10 protein-coding genes are annotated in these 18,208 nt (G+C 36.6%); 6 read left to right on the top strand and 4 right to left on the bottom strand.

Annotated elements, in window-relative coordinates:
• Positions 1-4: 4 nt before the first annotated feature.
• Positions 5-1,537: a YifB family Mg chelatase-like AAA ATPase gene (locus ACFINM_RS01235; RefSeq protein ID WP_375611373.1), complete on the bottom strand. Its 1,533-nt coding sequence runs from the start codon at positions 1,535-1,537 to the stop codon at positions 5-7.
• Between the two features lie 409 nt (positions 1,538-1,946).
• On the opposite strand from ACFINM_RS01235, the gene ACFINM_RS01230 reads away from it, so the two are divergent.
• The 3 genes from ACFINM_RS01230 to ACFINM_RS01220 all read left to right on the top strand — a co-directional run bounded on the left by ACFINM_RS01230 (position 1,947) and on the right by ACFINM_RS01220 (position 9,245).
• Positions 1,947-3,911: an autotransporter assembly complex family protein gene (locus ACFINM_RS01230; protein ID WP_375629174.1), complete on the top strand. Its 1,965-nt coding sequence runs from the start codon at positions 1,947-1,949 to the stop codon at positions 3,909-3,911.
• Entirely contained in the window at positions 3,911-8,569 is a 4,659-nt protein-coding gene (locus ACFINM_RS01225) for a translocation/assembly module TamB domain-containing protein (protein ID WP_375639762.1), read from the top strand. The genes ACFINM_RS01230 and ACFINM_RS01225 overlap by 1 nt, the downstream gene beginning before the upstream one ends.
• Positions 8,570-9,122: 553 nt before the next feature.
• The gene (locus ACFINM_RS01220; RefSeq protein WP_375611376.1) at positions 9,123-9,245 is read left to right on the top strand and encodes a hypothetical protein; all 123 of its coding nucleotides are present in this window, start codon (positions 9,123-9,125) and stop codon (positions 9,243-9,245) included.
• A 1,565-nt stretch (positions 9,246-10,810) separates the two neighbouring features.
• Here the strand turns inward: ACFINM_RS01220 and ACFINM_RS01215 are convergent.
• The 3 genes from ACFINM_RS01215 to infC all read right to left on the bottom strand — a co-directional run bounded on the left by ACFINM_RS01215 (position 10,811) and on the right by infC (position 13,691).
• A complete protein-coding gene (locus tag ACFINM_RS01215; RefSeq protein ID WP_375620868.1) occupies positions 10,811-12,577 on the bottom strand; it encodes an ABC transporter ATP-binding protein in 1,767 nt (588 codons plus the stop codon).
• Between the two features lie 64 nt (positions 12,578-12,641).
• Entirely contained in the window at positions 12,642-12,827 is a 186-nt protein-coding gene (locus ACFINM_RS01210; protein ID WP_375639759.1) for a hypothetical protein, read from the bottom strand.
• Between the two features lie 345 nt (positions 12,828-13,172).
• On the bottom strand, positions 13,173-13,691 hold the full coding sequence (gene infC, locus ACFINM_RS01205) for a translation initiation factor IF-3 (RefSeq protein WP_026500140.1): 519 nt from the start codon (positions 13,689-13,691) through the stop codon (positions 13,173-13,175).
• A gap of 196 nt (positions 13,692-13,887) precedes the next feature.
• On the opposite strand from infC, the gene ACFINM_RS01200 reads away from it, so the two are divergent.
• From ACFINM_RS01200 to dapE, 3 genes are all read left to right on the top strand, one after another.
• Positions 13,888-14,667 (top strand): alpha/beta hydrolase, encoded by a 780-nt coding sequence (locus ACFINM_RS01200; RefSeq protein WP_375620866.1) that lies wholly within the window; start codon positions 13,888-13,890, stop codon positions 14,665-14,667.
• Between the two features lie 31 nt (positions 14,668-14,698).
• On the top strand, positions 14,699-15,445 hold the full coding sequence (locus tag ACFINM_RS01195; RefSeq protein WP_375620865.1) for a M48 family metallopeptidase: 747 nt from the start codon (positions 14,699-14,701) through the stop codon (positions 15,443-15,445).
• A gap of 222 nt (positions 15,446-15,667) precedes the next feature.
• On the top strand, positions 15,668-16,840 hold the full coding sequence (gene dapE, locus ACFINM_RS01190; protein WP_375629179.1) for a succinyl-diaminopimelate desuccinylase: 1,173 nt from the start codon (positions 15,668-15,670) through the stop codon (positions 16,838-16,840).
• Positions 16,841-18,208: the final 1,368 nt, after the last annotated feature.

Here is an 18,208-nt window from a genome sequence, read left to right as displayed (position 1 = left end):
TTTTTTAATTAAGGGCTGTTAATCTTTCTGCGCCTAGTCGATAGGAAATAGCTTCTGCGAGATGATAGCGTGAAAGAGTATCTGATCCGTCAAGATCAGCAATTGTGCGTGCAACTTTGAGAATGCGATGATAAGCGCGTGCGGAGAGGTGCATTTTTTCACTCACATCTCGTAAGAGTATGGTCGCACTTTTATCAGGAATGGCAATCTGTTCTATAATTTTGGCAGGGCAATCGCCATTGGTACGAATATGATCAAACCCCATTGTTGAAAAACGTTTAGCTTGAATGGTACGGCACCGTGCGACGCGTTTGGCAACGTCGCAGCTTTTTTCTGATTGTTCTGGTTGCATAAGGTCCATAGCCGTCAAAGCAGGGACATCAATCCGTAAATCAATTCGGTCAAGCAGAGGACCAGAAATACGGGACTGATAATCGATTTGACAGCGTATCCCTTTAGGGCAAACATGGTCTTTTTCGCCTGCCATACCACAACGGCAAGGATTCATTGCGGCAATAAGTTGGAAGCGAGCAGGATAGCTAATATGGTGATTAGCGCGGGCGATAACTGACTCCCCACTTTCTAAAGGTTGACGAAGAGAATCAAGAACCTGTGGAGAAAATTCAGGCAATTCATCAAGGAATAACACACCATTATGAGCAAGGGAGACCTCTCCCGGTCGTCCTTTAAGCCCTCCACCAATCATTGCGGCCATGGAAGCAGAATGATGTGGGGAACGAAAGGGACAATGAAGTGAAATGGTATTATGAACCGTTTCTCCTGTAATAGAAGCAATCAGAGAGACATCTAAAAGCTCACGGCTATCAAGAGGTGGCAAAATGGAAGGTAAGCGTTGCGCTAGCATAGATTTTCCAGCACCAGGGGGACCTACAAACAAAAGGTTATGGCGTCCAGCAGCACAAACTTCTAAGGCACGTTTGGCTGTTTTTTGTCCTTTGATTTCGCAAAGATCTGGAAGTTCAGTTTCGATAGTATATTGGCGCGGTTGTGGACGTTTTTGAATTTGGGTTCCTTTGAAATGGTTGACTATAGTGAGCAGAGTCTCTGGGGCAAGAATATTTATTTCTGCATTTGCCCATGCTGCTTCAGGTCCACATTGGAAGGGACAAATTAGTCCTTTATCGAGTGATAAAGCTGTCATGGCAGCTGGTAAAACACCATTAACGGCGGTAAGTGAACCATCCAGTGATAATTCTCCTAAAATGACATAGTCTTGAGCTACTTCGGGAGGGAGGATTCCCATAGCAAGCATTAAGCCTACGGCGATTGGCAAATCATAATGCGATCCCTCTTTAGGCAAATCAGCTGGTGCAAGATTAATCGTAATTCGTTTAGTAGGCATAGAAAGTCCACAAGCGTGGAGGGCTGCTTGTACACGTTCACGGCTTTCTGCAACTGCTTTATCAGCTAATCCAACAATAGCCATTCCTATTTTACCAGACGAAATCATAACCTGTACATCGACAGGGACTGCCTCTAGACCGCGAAAAGCAACAGTTGTAATACGTGCGATCATTTATTTATTTTCCCCCTTTAGACTTGGTAGAGACAATCATATCTATTTATAAAAATCAAGAAGCATCTCTATAGCTTTTTTTATAGAGAGAACTATATACGTGGGCAGTTTTTTAGCATTCCCATGGAAAGTCATTTGTACAAATTTAACCATGATGATATGGGACGCAATAAAACATTTATAATAAGCTAAATAAATATGTTAAGAAAAAAAGAATGAGGCTGTTCGTGTTATACAACAGTGTAAAATTTTATGAAAATATAAGGGGAGGATAACGTTATGTATCGCAGAGTGTTATTTGATGTGATAAAACGTGTAAAATGTGCAAAGTAATTATATTTACCTTTCTTATTTTTATATTATTTCAAAGCGTAGTAGATGCAAAGTGTATTATAAGGTATCTGATTTTATGGTATACCAGACAAGAATTTTGTTAAAATCAGGGACTGTGCGCTGTGTATTTATAGGCTTGTGTTTTACTTTTTCTTTTCCACAGCCACTTGCTGCATTTGATTTTTTCGGCATCCCTCTTTTTGGTCAAAAGAAAACAAATTCTTCTTCACATTATGCCAAAAGTACAGAGAAATTTTATAAAGTTGATGTTGTTGCACCGCCAGGTGCACCATTAGAAGGTATAAAAATAGTTAAATCTGTTTCTTCTCTTGTTGCTGATAAAGAGAAAGCATCCGCCAGTTCTTCTGGTTTGCTCGCCAAGGCGCGTTCAGATTATCGAGCAATTCTTTCTGCTCTTTATGCTGATGGACGCTATGGTGGTGTTATTAGTATTAAAATTAATGGCTTAGAAGTCGCTGATTTAAGTCCGGTAACTCAACTTCCAGCACAATCGAATATCGTTATTACAATTAATGCTGGTCCACAATATGTTTTTAGTATTGCCAATATTGATAAAGTAGCTCCGTTTGAAAAACGTAAAGCGCATAAAATGCCCACAATTGAAGAATTGGGCTATAAAGTTGGGGCTATTGCTAAATCTGAAACCATTTTGAAAGCAGAAAAATGGGCGATAGAAGGATGGCGGCAACAAGGTTATGCTAAAGCTAAAATTATGAAGAGTGAGGTCGTGGCTGACCATGCTGCGTTGCGTGTTGAAGGACGGATTGTTGTTGCTCCTGGACAAAAGGCTTATTATGGTCCTTTAAGTGTGCGTAATATAAGTAAGAAACCACGTGTAGATTCAGCTTATATCGCGTGGATGACCGGATTGAAACCAGGGCAGATATACGATTCTGATGCGTTAGCTAAGGCAAATGAACGTCTTGCGCGCCTTGGTGTTTTTCGTGCTATCAATATACGTGAGGCTGATACTATTAATCTAGATGGTAGTTTACCGCTTGCACTTGTTGTACAAGAACGTAAACCGCGTCGTTTTGGTGTAGGCGGTAGCTATTCAACTTTAGACGGTGCTGGTTTTGAGACTTATTGGATGCATAACAATCTTTTGGGTCATGCAGAGACTCTTAAAATTGAAACAAAAATAAGTGGTGTTGGTAGCAATAAAAAGCAATCATATAATTTTAAAAATTTTGATTATCTTTTCGGTGCTACATTTGTAAAGCCCGGTGTACTCACGCCAGATACAGATTTCAGGTCAGAATTAAAAATACAACAAGATGTTTTAGAAAATTATACGACAAAAGCCATCAAAGGAAAATTAGGTATTACGCATATTTTTAATGGTAATCTATCGGGACAGGCTGCTGTAGAAGTTTCAAATGGTTATTCACGTGATATCTATTTTGGGAGCCGTAATTTTACAACAATCGGTTTCCCTAGCGGTTTGATTTACGATAGTCGTAATAATAAGTTTAATGCAACAAAAGGTTTATATGGTGAAGTTTTCATTGAGCCTTTTTATGAGATGCGTTTTAGCAACTTTGTTGCAAAAGTAACAGCAGAAGGTCGTTCTTATTGGGCGTTGGATGAAGGGGATCGTTTTGTTGTTGCTGCGCGGGCAAAGCTTGGTGCAATTCTTGGGAATGATGCAGCACAAGTACCCGCAAATACGCTTTTTTTTGCTGGTGGTGGGGGCTCTGTTCGTGGTTATGCTTACCGTAATATTGGTATCAAAACAGAAAATGATGGGGTTGTTGGTGGACGGGCGCTTATTGAGGGGTCAGCAGAATTGCGTGTTTCTTTAAATGATAAAATAGGGTTTGTCAGTTTTCTTGATGGAGGTTTAGTCGGGGAAAAGGCGAATTTTGATTTTTCTCAAAAAATTAAATGGGGAGCCGGTATAGGAGGTCGTTATATGACGGGTCTTGGTCCTTTACGCGTTGATTTAGCCTTTCCTTTAAAGAGAGAGAAGGGTGACCCTCGCATTGGTTTTTATGTGGGTATAGGGCAAGCATTTTAATGAAAAAAGGTGTACATTTATCAGCTTTCTTCTTTGTATTTTTGTTTTTTGGGGTGGGTGGTTTTGTTTTTGCGCAAAGAGGAGACATTCTTCCCTCTAGCGAAATGAAAACAGATGATCGCTCATGGTTTGTTTCTTTAATTGAACGAAAGCTTTCAGCGCCTAATCGTCAAGTTCGTTTACACAATATGCAAGGGACACTGTCTTCTCAAACATCAATTGATACTATTACTGTCAGTGATAAAAAAGGGGTTTGGCTTAAAATTACCAATGCTAAAATGGATTGGAATCGTCTAGCGTTGCTGAGAGGACGGATGGATATTAACCAGCTTTCGGCAGAACAGGTTACATTTTTACGCAAACCGCAAGGCAATTCTTCTTTTGTTTCTTCCCTTGAGACTGGTAAATTCTCTTTACCAAAATTACCGCTTACTCTTTCTATCAATACGCTTACAGCTCAACATGTGACATTTGAACAGAATCTTTTTGGTTTTTCTGCTGATATGTCCTTAAAAGGCAATTTCACCTTGGCTGGTGGTAATTTTGATGTCGATATAGCGGCGCATCGTTTAGATGCACCGGGTTCTTTTTCTGTTCTCACCAAGATATCTGATAGTAATCGTACAGCTCAAATTGATATTTCTGCTAACGAACCACAAAATGGTATTTTGGCGAATATTTTTAACATTGAACAACGTCCAGCATTAAGTCTCGTCGTGAAAGGTGATGGTACTTTTGATGATTTGGTTATCAAACTTTCTTTAGAGTCCGATCATCATTCTATTTTAGATGGTAATGTTATTCTTGCAAGTGTTCCAGAAGGACAGAGTTTTTCTACGAAATTAGAGGGAACACTGAGCCCTTTAATACCTGTTCAATATCGTAGTCTCTTCGAATCTGATATAACATTAAAAGCAAAGGCAAGAAGAACAAAAGAAGGTGTGACACACCTTGATCAGATGGTTATTCAGAACAAAGCAATGAATGTTATAGCCAATGCTGAAATAACCGCCGATGGATTCTTGCGACGGCTTTTTGTTGATGGCAAAATGGCTCTTGATAACGAAAAGGAGTCTATTCATTTACCTATATCAGAAGTGCCAAAACCTGCGAATACTCTTGCTTTGAACATTGACTATGGTCGCGAAGGTCAACAATCTTGGAATGGGCGGTTGGTTGTAAATCATTTAAGCAATAAAAATATTTATATTCGCGATGCAATTTTTGATATGGGAGGAGTAAGCGAAAATCTTGATAATGCAGCTTCTCGTCATGTTGGTGTTCAGGTTAAAGGGACGCTTCAAGGGGTTAAAAAGATTAAGGGAGCGTTAGTAGAAAATTTAAGCCAAGCGGTTCATGTGCATTTAGATACGGATATTGTTTCGAACAAACCAATTTTGATTCATGATCTGAGTGTTACGGCTCAGGGTTTTTCTTCTTGGTTAAAAGGGACAATGGAGAATTTTGTTTTTAAAGGCGATCTCGGTTTAAAAGCTCAAACATTAACTCCTTTGGAAGTGTTCAGTAAACAATCACTTTCTGGTAATGCAGATATTAAAGCCAAAGGAACGATCAGTTTATTGAGTGGCATTTTTGATCTCCAATTATCAGGAATGGCTGACGATATGAAAATAGGCGTGCAGTCTTTTGATCGTTTATTCAAAGGAAATACTACTCTTTCAGGTGGCACTGCTCGAAATACAAAGGGCTTCACTTTACGTCATTTTAATTTGAAAAATCAATATACAAATATAGAGGCTAATGGTTATTTTTCAGATGAAAGCGCTAAAATGGATCTATCTGCTCAAATATCTGATTTGTCCAAATTAGACTCAAAGATAAGTGGTGCACTTACAATTCAAAGTACGGCGAGAGGGCGCAATAGCCATATAAAACTAAATACGCGTGCCCATATTTCTGAAGCATTAATTGTAGGGAAGAAACTTCAAAACACAACATTTAACATAGATGCATTTGTAGATAATACAGCACCAGTTACTTCTTTAACAGGGGTGGTAAAGGGTGAAGGAATTTTTGCTAAGAAACCTTTGCATTTATCGGCCTCTTTTGAAGATTCTCATAAAATTCGAAAACTTGAAAATATCGATATTAGAGGGGGAAGTGCAAAAATAACGGGTGATCTTTCTCAACAACTTGGCGGTTTTTTGAAAGGAGCGCTGCATATTGATGCCGATGATATTTCCGTACTTTCAGCGTTATTTTTGCAGGATGGTAGTGGAAAAGTAAAAGGAGATTTTATTTTTGATGAACAAAATGGCAGACAAAAAACCAATGTGAAGGCGCATGTTAACCATTTGAATTTTTCCAAGAATAAAATAAAAAAATTGGCAATAGATGCTGACATATTCGATCCTTTTGGCATGACTCAGTTTGAAGGAGTTATCAATGCAGAACATATTCAAACACCTTTGGTAATGGTCAATCGTTTAAATGCTCACGCTGATAGGAATAATGGACAAACGGTTTTTACTGTCCAGGCGACGTTGCATGATACTCTCAATGCACGGCTTTCTGGTCGTTTAATGGTTGAGGAACTTCCAGAAAGTATAAAACGAGAAGTGCAAATTGAAGCTGTGGACTTAAAACAACATACTTTTCATGCGACATTGCCGAAGCCATCTATAATCTCTTTTGATAAAGATGGAATGACAATCAATGAATTAGGAATTGCAATAAATGGGGGCAACATCATCTTAGCAGGAAATATTCAAGATACCCTGAATTTACAACTTACAATGAATGCCCTTCCTGCTACTTTAGTCAATTTGTGGAAATCCGATCTTGGTGCAGCAGGGAGTGTAACAGGGCAGGTTATGATTCGTGGTCATTTAAAAAAACCTGATATAACTTACGATATAAAAGGTGAGGGACTGACAACCGTTGCTTTTCAAGATAAAAAAATTATGCCTTTTTCTCTTTCTGCCACGGGAAACACTGTAGATCAAAATCTTACTTTGAATGCAAATTTAACAGGAGAAGGAGTACAAGCACAAGCTCAGGGGCGTGTATCTCTAGAGAAAAATGCGCTTGATCTTCGTATTAATTTGCAAAATTTATCTGCACGTTTGGCGAATGGTTTTATTGCAGGACAAGCGCTTGATGGGACAGTGATAGGTAAAGTTGATATTGGTGGAACAATGAAGGATCCATCTGCTCATTTTGAGCTTTCTAGTCAAAATTTAACCGCTATGACGCATAAAGGACCGATGTCAATCAATATAAATGCTCGTGGTTCTTATAAAAAATCGACATTTCATATTGAAAATATGATAGCTACTGGAGATAAAGGATTAGATCTTTCCATCCATGGGCCTGTATCTCTTAATGGTTCAGAGGCAAAATTAAACGTTAAAGGGATAATGCCTCTTGATTTTGTTAATCTCTTATTAGCTAAGCGTGGTGCACATATAACGGGTACAGCAAGAATTGATACAGCTCTTAATGGGTCATTATCAAAACCACAATTGATAGGAAATATTTCTATAGGCGACGGTAGCTTTTTTGATTCACAAACAAATGTAGGATTGAATAATATAACAATTGAAGGCAAATTGAAAGGTGATCATATCCTTATAGAAAAAGCTTCAGCTTCTTCGTTTGAGGGGGGAGGAATTTCTGCTTCAGGTCGTATCTCTAATGATCTAGAGACAGATTTGATATTTCATCTTGATAATGCCAATTATAATGATGGTTCTATGATTCTGGCAACATTATCAGGTGAGATGACAATGACAGGTCATTTTTTTAATAGTCTTGTTCTTGGTGGTGATATCATCGTTGAAAAAGCTGAAGTTTTTGTTCCTGATCATTTTAAAAATGCCAAGTTTCTTGATGTTAGAAATAAGAATTTAACTAAATCGATTCAAACAACACTTGAACGTGCTGATGTTAAGAACACGAACAAAAGCAAAAGCCGTATAGTTACACAAGAATCTTCATCTGTCGTGCTATCAAATATGCGTATTACAGCACGCAATCAATTTTTTGTACGCGGAAAAGGCTTAGATGCTGAACTGGGAGGACGCATTAATCTAGCAGGTCCATTGAATGATGTGCATCCAGTTGGTGAATTTAGAATGATTCGTGGACGTTTTGATATCTTGTCGCAACGTCTTAATTTTGATCAAGGACAAGCGAGTTTTAGTGGTAATCTTAATCCTACGGTTTATTTTGTAACCAACAATAACAGTGGTGATATTCGTGTCACTGTAACTGTAAGTGGGACGGTTGATAATCTTGATATTAATTTTTCATCACAACCAAATTTGCCTCAGGATGAGATTTTGGCGCGTTTGATTTTTAAACGCTCTCTTAATGAATTATCACCATTTCAGATTGCTCAACTTGCAGCAGCAGCGGCTGATCTTGCAGGTAGTTCTAATACATCTTTGTTGAATACTTTACGAACTAAAATTGGACTTGATGATCTTGATGTTATCGTTAATGAGAAGGGGAATACAGGCTTACGTATTGGACGCTACATACACAATAATATTTATTTGGGCTTTGAAGCAGGGTCTGATGGAACGACGAAAGGGACAATTAATTTAGATATTTCGCGTCATCTCAAAGCTAAAGGTGCCATAGGAAATGAACAAAATTCTAGTATAGGTCTCTTTTATGAAAGAGATTATTAAAGATTGAATTTAAAAAAACAATTTCTTCGTTTTTTGTCTCTCATTTCTAAATCTGAGGAAGGAGGCATAGACTAGAAATCCTATAAAAGAAGAAGCTTTTTGTTGAGGCGTGAAGAGATGTATCTGAAATATTTGATTTTTGTTATGCTATTCTCTAAAGGGACAAAATCTTCACGAAAGATAGTATGTTATTTTGCTGCTATATATTTATTTTAGAGAAATACCTTACCTTGTTTTCAAGCCCATATCGTGCTGTTGCCTAAAGAATGTAATGTGTGCAATATATTGATTTATAAAGATAATTTATTGTTATTCAACTTGAATTAGAACTTTGAATATCGTACGAATCTCTTTCGTATTGAATCAATCAAAATCATTCGGCTTGTATGCTACAAGCGGAGAATCCTGTGTGGATAAAACTATTAAGAAATAACTAAAAATGCCTCTTATGAATCATCTCGAGAGCTAAGAGCTGTCGCAACATTAGGGACTGGCAGAATAGTGTGAGTGGTGCCGGCTTGTTACTCCATAAGCGTAAAGATAGAGGGGGTTAATGGATTTATCGTTATACAATTCACGAATGTTATTGCGAATGGGCTTAGGGAAGACTTTGAGAGAGGTCTCTTTAAAACAAGTACGTGAATTTGCAACACAATGGCATTCTGTTTTTACGTGAAGGACATGATTCCATTAAAGACCGTCAAAAACGTGAGGCAAGCAGAGAATTCATAAGATATCGATTTTATTGTCAAACGCATTTAAAGCAATATTTTTTAATAATAAAAATTACCTATTATTTTAGATTTTGTTTATTGTGTCTGGAATAAGATCACTTTTCTTATAACGAATAGCTCCCCAAACAGAATACTCCAAAATATAACATTATTGTGTTGCAAGTTTATGTACTTGTTTTAAAGGAACATTTCTCAGTGTGCGCTTGAGTCTATTTCATAAGATTGCTTGTGAAATGGTATAAAGTATCTCTTATGAATGGTATAAAATCTACACTACCGTTATTAATAAAGGTATAAGTATTTACTAAAGCTATAAGCCGGCATTATCATTCTATTTTCCAACTTCTCATGTTGCTGACAATCTTTTCACTTGAAAGTGTAGAGGTATTTTTATTGCTTATCTTAAGAGTTTTTATGCATATACCAATATCTCTTATGACGTACAACAAGCGCTTTTGATTGATCCATCATAAATATAAAGAAAATTTGCAATAAGCAAATTACATCTTATCTTTTGTTTAAGATATAAAATAACAAATTACGATTATAAATCAAAGTATTAAAATGTATATTAAAAGATATTTTTGTAAAAATATTTATCAGAATTATATGTCGTATTTTTCTATTTTAGCGGTTAAAAGAAAGAGGAATGTCATTTTGCTTTTCATCTGTTTTTTTACATATTGAAATTATAGCCTTATATAGGCACTAACGTTGTGCATTTATAAACTCTTCAAGCCGTTAAGGTATTGGAGGAATATCATTTTAGTTTCTAAATGTAGAAAAAGCAGCAAAGCTTGCTTTAAAGCAAGCTACAACAGTAAAAAAGTTTTATAATAAAACCTCTCTTATTTTTTCAATGTTTTTCTTTTAAACGGAGTGTATCTATAATTTGCAACACAATTTATAATTGTTAGCTTATTCTGTTGTACCATAAAAGACCGACATTTGAGGTGTGGTGATATAAGGTATGTAAGCCTTTTTGATACAGTATTCTGAAAGCACGTGGTGAATATTTAGGGTAAGCCTTGTATAAGTGAATCACATAAGTTGTTATCAAGAGGAATGAGCTCAATAAAAATCTAGATTGTTTACAGATCAGATTGGGTAGAGTCTTTGTCCTTTAAAAGTTGTGTGGAGAAAAAAATTATCAGTGCAGGGATAAACACGGATAAAGGTTGTATTAATCCAGATTCATCATCATCCGCGATAATTTTTTCAAACTTTTATGCTTTCTCTTTCAGGATTCACAACACTTATGAATGTTTCAACACTTATTTGAGGAAGGGAAGGGGTTTTTGAAATTTCATGGTTAAAGTCAATTGCATTCAACAAAATAGCGAGTAAAGTTTTCATCTAAATCCAAGAAGTTTATTTTCAATAAACCATAAATTCCTTGCCAACTTTGATTAAAGTAATGCTTTTTCGTGGTAACAAGTCTTTTTTATAAATGGAGCATTACCTTCTATCCATTTTTTATTTCAAATTTTATTTAAGGATCTAGAAATTAGGAGGTATGTTTTTTGAACTGGATATTATGAAGTTTTTTATAAAACCCATGTTCTTTTGCTAGCAATTCTTTTTGAGTACCTTGTTCAATCAGTTGTCCATTTTGTATGACCACAATTTTATGAGCACGAGCAATCGTTGAAAGGCGATGAGCAATAATGATCGTTGTGCGTCCTTTAGTAAGGTGATGAATAGCTTCATTAATTTGTGCTTCGGTGTGTGAATCGAGCGCACTTGTTGCTTCATCAAGAATCAGAATTTCACTATCGTGAATCATTGCTCTAGCGATAGCGAGTCGTTGTTTTTGCCCCCCTGAAAGATTACAGCCATTATCACCTATCTGTGTATCATAACCATTTGGCAAACTCATAATAAAGTCATGAGCATTTGCTGCTTTTGCTGCTTCGATAATTTCGTCATCACTAGCCCCTTCTTTTCCAAGCCCGATATTATATTTAACAGTTCCTTGAAAGAGAAAAGTATCCTGTCCTACATAGGCCATCAGGTTTCTCAGAGAGCGAAATGTTGTGTAGCGAATGTCTTGATCATTAATCAATATGCGTCCTTTTGTGGGGTCATAGAGGCGCATAATAAGGTTGATAAGGGTTGATTTTCCCGAACCGGATGGTCCCACCAATGCTGTCATTTTTCCGGCTTCTATTTCTAGGTTGATGTCTTTCAATATCATTTTGTTATTAGTGTATGCAAAAGAAACATGTTCGAAACGAATAGTTCCTTGCGTTTTATTCAGATCTTTAGCTTCTTTATGTTCTACAACTGTAAGGGGACAATCGAGTATTTCAAACATCGTACGGATATTGACCAAGCCAGATTCAATTTTAACACGTACATTTGCTAGTCTTTTTGCGGGTTCATAAGCTAAAAGTAAAGCAACAATAAAGGACATAAATTCACCTTGAACACCTGCGCGTTGGGTTGCAAGATAACCGGAAAAACAAATAATACCTGCAATGGCAACACCCGTGAGTGTTTCCATAATTGGATTGGTAATAGCTTCGAGTGTTGCAATACTGTTTGTTTGTTTTTCAACATCACAAATGGCTTTGTCCATCCGTTTTTTCATGACTTCTTCTAGTGAAAAGGCCTTGATGATTCGAATACCAACAGCCGTTTCCTGTACGATTTTGATAATTTCACCAAGTGAAAGGAGCTCTTTTTCCATCAAGCTGCGAACGCGTTTTAAAGCCATTCGAACGCCTAAAAAAGCTAGTGGTCCTACGATTAAAGTAATGGAGATTAACACAAAGTTTTGAATGAACATGACAAGCAACAGACCACTAACGGAAAGCAAATCACGTACAAAAGTTGTGATAATAGTATCAATTATATTACGTACGGCTGTCGCGTTATGAGTTACACGAACAAGAAGATCAGATGAAGTGTTATTATGATAAAAAGAGACACCTTGTTCCATAAGTCGTGCAAAAATTTTACGCTGTTGTTCAGCAATGATACTATTGCCTGCTTTGTTTAGAAAGTAAGTTTGGAAAAAAGTTGCAACTCCTTTGAGAATAAAGATAAAAGCAATGAAGCTAGAAATCAAAACAATCATAGGAAAATTTTGTGCATCAATAATCTGATTAACAACATCCCGCATAATCCATGCACTGGTTGCTGTGGTACAAGAAATGATGATCATTGAGAAGATAGCCGCACTGTACCAACGCATATGTTTACGAAAATTTTCTCGCAAAAGGCGGATAATAAGATGTTTGTCAAAAGAGGAAATTTGTTTTTTAGCCATGAAGAGCTTCTATATTCTCTCATTATTTTATGCAAGATTGAAACACTCTTAATTAAAAAGCCCCTTAATCTTTTTTACAAAAATAGCTTTTTCTTTCAAGGCTCATCACATCAATTTCACGACGGTGAGAGTGAAGAATGTAGTTCAAAGTTTCTGTAAAAGGTATAACGAAAATTCGTTGTTCATCATTATTTTTAGTTTTCAATAAAAGATACCGGTGAGTTTCACTATTGTATTTACCAATTTCCATATTGTGATAGCCTTTGGCACTTGAAATGGCTCACAAAAAACATTTCTGCTTTTTTAATAATTTTTATGTATCATCTCCATTTGTGATGTGTAAGCAAACAATTTTGCCGCATTGCATGATAAAAGAGCTTGAAATAAGAAGACCTTACGATGTTTGAGCTTTCTCATTAATATGCAAAATGACGAATTCTTCTTATAAATTGATAAAGCATTATTAAACTCTTAAAAGGATTTATACACATTTATAAAACCTTAAAAGCACCACAAAAATTCTATGTGGTGCTTCTAAATAATACTATACACATCATTTTGATGCGTTGCATGCGAATATTATTCCAATGCAAAACTATTTAGGTGCTATCACCATCATCATTTGCCGGCCTTCAAGCTTTGGCTCCAATTCGATTTTGGCAATTTCACTTGTATCTTCTTTCACACGCTGAAGAAGCTTTAATCCAAGATCTTGGTGAGCCATCTCACGACCACGAAAACGCAAAGTAATCTTTACTTTATCACCATGATCAATAAAGCGATGAACAGCCTTGAGTTTGACTCCATAATCATGGACATCAACATTTGGGCGCATCTTAATCTCTTTGATTTCGATGACTTTTTGCTTCTTACGTGTTTCAGCAGCTTTTTTTTGGGTTTGATATTTTAATTTTCCCAAATCGATGATTTTACATACAGGCGGCTCCGCATTTGGTACAATTTCAACCAAATCAAGTCCCGCATCTGCAGCCATAGCAAGAGCTTCTTGTATCGCAACAACTCCCTGATGTTGTCCCTCATCATTGATAAGCTGAACATGAGGTACCCGAATATCCTGATTTGAACGTGGTCCGTCTTTTTGGGTAGGTGTCATTTTAAACGGTTTACGAATGGTTTATGCTCCTTAAATTTTGATTCAACTACAGTTAATTTAATATACAATTATGTACCTAAAAACAACTATAATTCGTGTTATTTTCATTATTTGATTTATTACTTTTTGGAATGATTTAGATTATAAAAGTTTTTCTCTTAATTTAAAGAATTTGTTTTATAGAGGATAAAAAATCATGGATCAAAATATTCCTTGTCAGTTTTTTTCATTTGAGAACACCGCACTTGCAGTACGCTATCGCAAGGGGCGCCAATCTCCAGGTTTGGTTTGGCTTCCTGGCTATCAATCCGATATGTTAGGAAGTAAGGCAGCGTTAGTTGATCAGTTTGCTCAGAAGAATGATTTGTCTTGTTTACGTTTTGATTATTCTGGACATGGAGAATCTGAAGGTGATTTTTTTCAAGGAACAATTTCGCGTTGGGTTAAGGAAAGTTTAGCGACTTTTGAAACCTATTGTGAGGGTCCACAAATTTTGATTGGTTCCTCTATGGGGGGGTGGATTGCGCTAAGGCTTGCAATGATGCTAGCACAGAAAAATAAGAAGCTTGCTGGCATGATATTGATTGCTCCAGCACCTGATTTTACACAAACATTGGTGGAACCAAAATTAGGCCCAGAAGAATGGAAGGTTTTGGAAGAAAAAGGCTATATTGAACGACCAGCAGTTGATGATACAGAGCCAATGCCCTTTACAAAAACATTGATTGAAGATGGGCGCGAAAATTGTGTTATGAAAGGATGCATTGATGTTGGGTGTCCAGTCCATATTCTACAAGGGATGGAAGATGAAGATATTCCCTATCAGCATACATTGACTTTACTTGATCATTTACCGCTCCATGATGTAACATTGACACTTGTTCGTGATGCAGATCATCGCTTTTCTCGTCCACAAGATTTAGATTGCCTTGAAACAGTATTGAGATCTTTTATTAATCAGATTAATGCAAAGTAAGGGGTACATTTATTGATGAAGATAAAAATATATGAGCATTTCTAAACAGCATTTTATTTTTTCTGAGCGTTTTGTACCTGTACGGGTGCGGGAAAATAAGTATGCGCGCCGTCTTACCTTACGTATTGATGCCAGAAGTCAGGAGATTTGTGTAACAACACCACCAGCAATAAATCTCTATGCGGTTGAAAATTTTATTGAAAAGCATCGATCTTGGATTGAGGCACGTCTTGCTCATGTACAAATCTCTCATAAAAATGCTTATCTCAAAGAAGGGGCGACAATTCCCTTATTGGGTGTTTCTCATACCATAAAGCATAGAGAGGGACGTGGGGTAACAGAAATCATTACAGCAGATGCGGAGCAAGGGCCTGAAATTATTGTTTATGGTCAATTAGAATATCTCCCAAGACGCATTGCTGACGTTTTGAAAAAACAAGCGGCGCTTATTATAACGCCTTTGGTGGCACATTATGCTCATCAGGTAGAGCGTAAAGTCAAATCCATTTGTTATAAAGATACGAGAAGTCGTTGGGGCTCTTGTTCAATCGATAAGCGTCTTTCTTTTTCTTGGCGCCTTATTATGGCACCAAAAGAAGTTGTTGAGTATGTTGTTGCCCATGAAGTTGCTCATCTTGTTGAAATGAATCATGGGCCAAGATTTTGGGCTCTTTGTGAAGAGCTATGTCCTGATAGTAAAACATATCGTGCTTGGTTGAAAGAAAATGCTCCTAGACTGCATGCAATTAATTTTGATTCATATAATTTAGAGGCGTAAAAAACTTTCAAATGAAGGCAATATTTAACGGAACTTTTTGTTGAGTGTTTTGTTGAGTGTTTGCTTGCTCATGCATAATGAGGAAGCCATTGAAGCTCTCAGCACGATTGTTCTCCCCTGCTTGGTTTGCTGAGTGTCTTCAATGTTTTGCTTTATCTTTTTTGTAATTCAGCGTAATAACCCTAAGTTCCGATGACTTATAAAAAAATGGGAAGGTTTTTTATGTCTGTTCTTACAGATCCACTTCAGCTATTACAGGCACTTATTCGTTGTCCTTCTGTTACACCTCATGAAGCAGGGGCTTTATCAACTTTGGAACAATTTTTAAAAAAAATGGGATTTCACGTCGATCGCCCTGTTTTTACGGATAAAAATACAGATAATGTTGAAAATCTTTATGCAAAAATGGGAAGTGAAGGACCCCATCTTATGTTTGCGGGTCATACGGACGTCGTACCGCCAGGTGCATTGGAAGATTGGACTTATCCACCTTTTGAAGCTGTTATAGATCAGGGGAAATTATATGGGCGGGGTGCTGTTGATATGAAGGGTGGTATCGCTTGTTTTATTGCGGCTCTAGCGCGAGTTCTTGAGAAACGATCCATTAAAGGAAGGGTAAGCCTTTTAATTACTGGTGACGAAGAGGGGCCTGCTGTTAATGGTACGGTAAAACTTCTCAAATGGGCAGAAAAAAAAGGCGAAAAATGGACTGCGGCTCTTGTGGGAGAACCAACAAGCGTAAAGACTGTTGGTGATATTATCAAAATTGGTCGCCGCGGATCGATTTCTGGTGTCATTACCGTGAAGGGTCGCCAAGGTCATGTTGCTTTTCCAGAAAGGGCTGCCAATCCTTTGCCTTTGGCAAGTAAGCTTATTCAAGCATTGACACAAACCGTTTTAGATAAAGGGACAGAAAATTTTCAACCCAGTAATTTAGAGCTAACAACCATCGATACCGGTAATTTAGTGGTCAATGTTATTCCAGCGCAGACAACGATTCGTTTTAATATACGCTACAATGATCTTTGGACAAAAGAAACACTGATGAAGGAAATTGAAAAGCGTCTTGCTTTGGTACAATCAAAAAACAATGGTGACCAATATCCCTCTTATCAGCTTGAATGGATTCCAAGTTTAGGAGATGTTTTTTTGACCAAAAATGATAAACTCATTCAAACTTTATCCAATGCTATTAAAAGTGTAACAGGGAATATACCAGAATGTTCCACTTCTGGTGGTACTTCAGATGCACGATTTATTAAGGATTATTGCCCAGTGGTCGAATTTGGTTTACCGGGGCAAACGATGCATATGGTAGATGAGTGTGTAGCCCTTGATGCAATAGAAACACTTACTACTATTTATGAGCGTTTTATTATTGAATTTTTTGCATAAAGAAAAGGTTGCTGGTTCAAAAATACCTTTATCTTGTTGTGCCATAAGATATTGCCATTTATGGTGTGGTGATACGAGACTCGTAAAACTTAATATATTAAGTAGTCTTAGAGTAAGTAATGAATATTCTTAAGTTGGGATTCTTGCCTGTAGAGTCTTTAGTTAAGTGAATTACATAATTGAAAAGCCAAAAGAGATCTGCTTGAAGAAGCAGAACTGTTTAGACCATATTGGATTGAAAATATTCGTTCTTTAAAGTGTAGAAAGGAAGTCACACGCAATCATATATGGAAAACAATGAATATTATATCATCATTGTGTGATGACAGGTTGATGCCATAAAGACACACAAAAACATGCTACTATTGTAAAAAGTTCGTACAACATAAATGCGCTCATTCACAGCTCATGTTTTGATATGTTTTCTGCACTCGCATAAAAGGTACTTCTTGTTCCTATAGACTTTCTTAGAATAAAGACTATAGGAAAAGCGCTTTAAGTTTGTTTTATTTCATATATTTTACCTTGCTTTTTTTGTCCCCAAGAACTTCCATTGCAAATCATTACGAGATAGAAGGTGAGCGTATTTAATCAGCTTTAATCTTGGTTATGATAAAGATACACAGAATTTTTTTGTAGCAGCACGTTGATTTCTTTAACCAAAGATTGTCCTAGTATTATTCTCAATTTTTTAATTAAATAACCTTAAAGGACGGGTACAGACACTTATAAGCATATACGCATACAAGTAAGATCATATGAGATTAACATCGTTTCGCTCGCTAACAAAGCAATACCGATTCATATTTAGTATATTTGCCATTTGAGCACATTATTTGTTTAGTAAAGCTCATGATGTTGCTGTTACCTATAAATTAATACGATCATACAGCCGCGTATCTCAAATAAATATTGGTTCAGTATTTTTTGCGATAACAGCTTTTATATGACAGAATAGGATAAAAGCATTGTGTATATCTATTTTTTGTAATCTCTGAAACAGACATACAACCACAACCTGATTGAGGGGAAATATAAAGGTATAAAGGTGAAAATCAGCGTTCTTTTTTACTTTCTCTTTTATTCAGCTTTACGGTTTTCAAAATTATCTAGAGTAATATCTTTTAAATAATCAGAAATTGATGCATGGTTTCATGTTTATTTCTCTGGTTCTTTTAATGGTGCCACGATTTCATAAAGAAAAAATACATTATCGTATTATGCATTCACGTACTTGTTTTAAAGAAATTTTCTTAATGTTTGTCACATTTGTGCTACTACGGTGCTTATGAATGTTGTAATATAAAATCTATAATGCCTTCCCATCTTTATGTTTATGAAAAATAAAGTTAGAGCACCATACACTTT

This window comes from Bartonella sp. AA168HLJHH (genome assembly GCF_042197365.1).
Classification (GTDB): Bacteria; Pseudomonadota; Alphaproteobacteria; order Rhizobiales; family Rhizobiaceae; genus Bartonella.
This window is presented reverse-complemented; position numbering and strand designations above follow the sequence as displayed.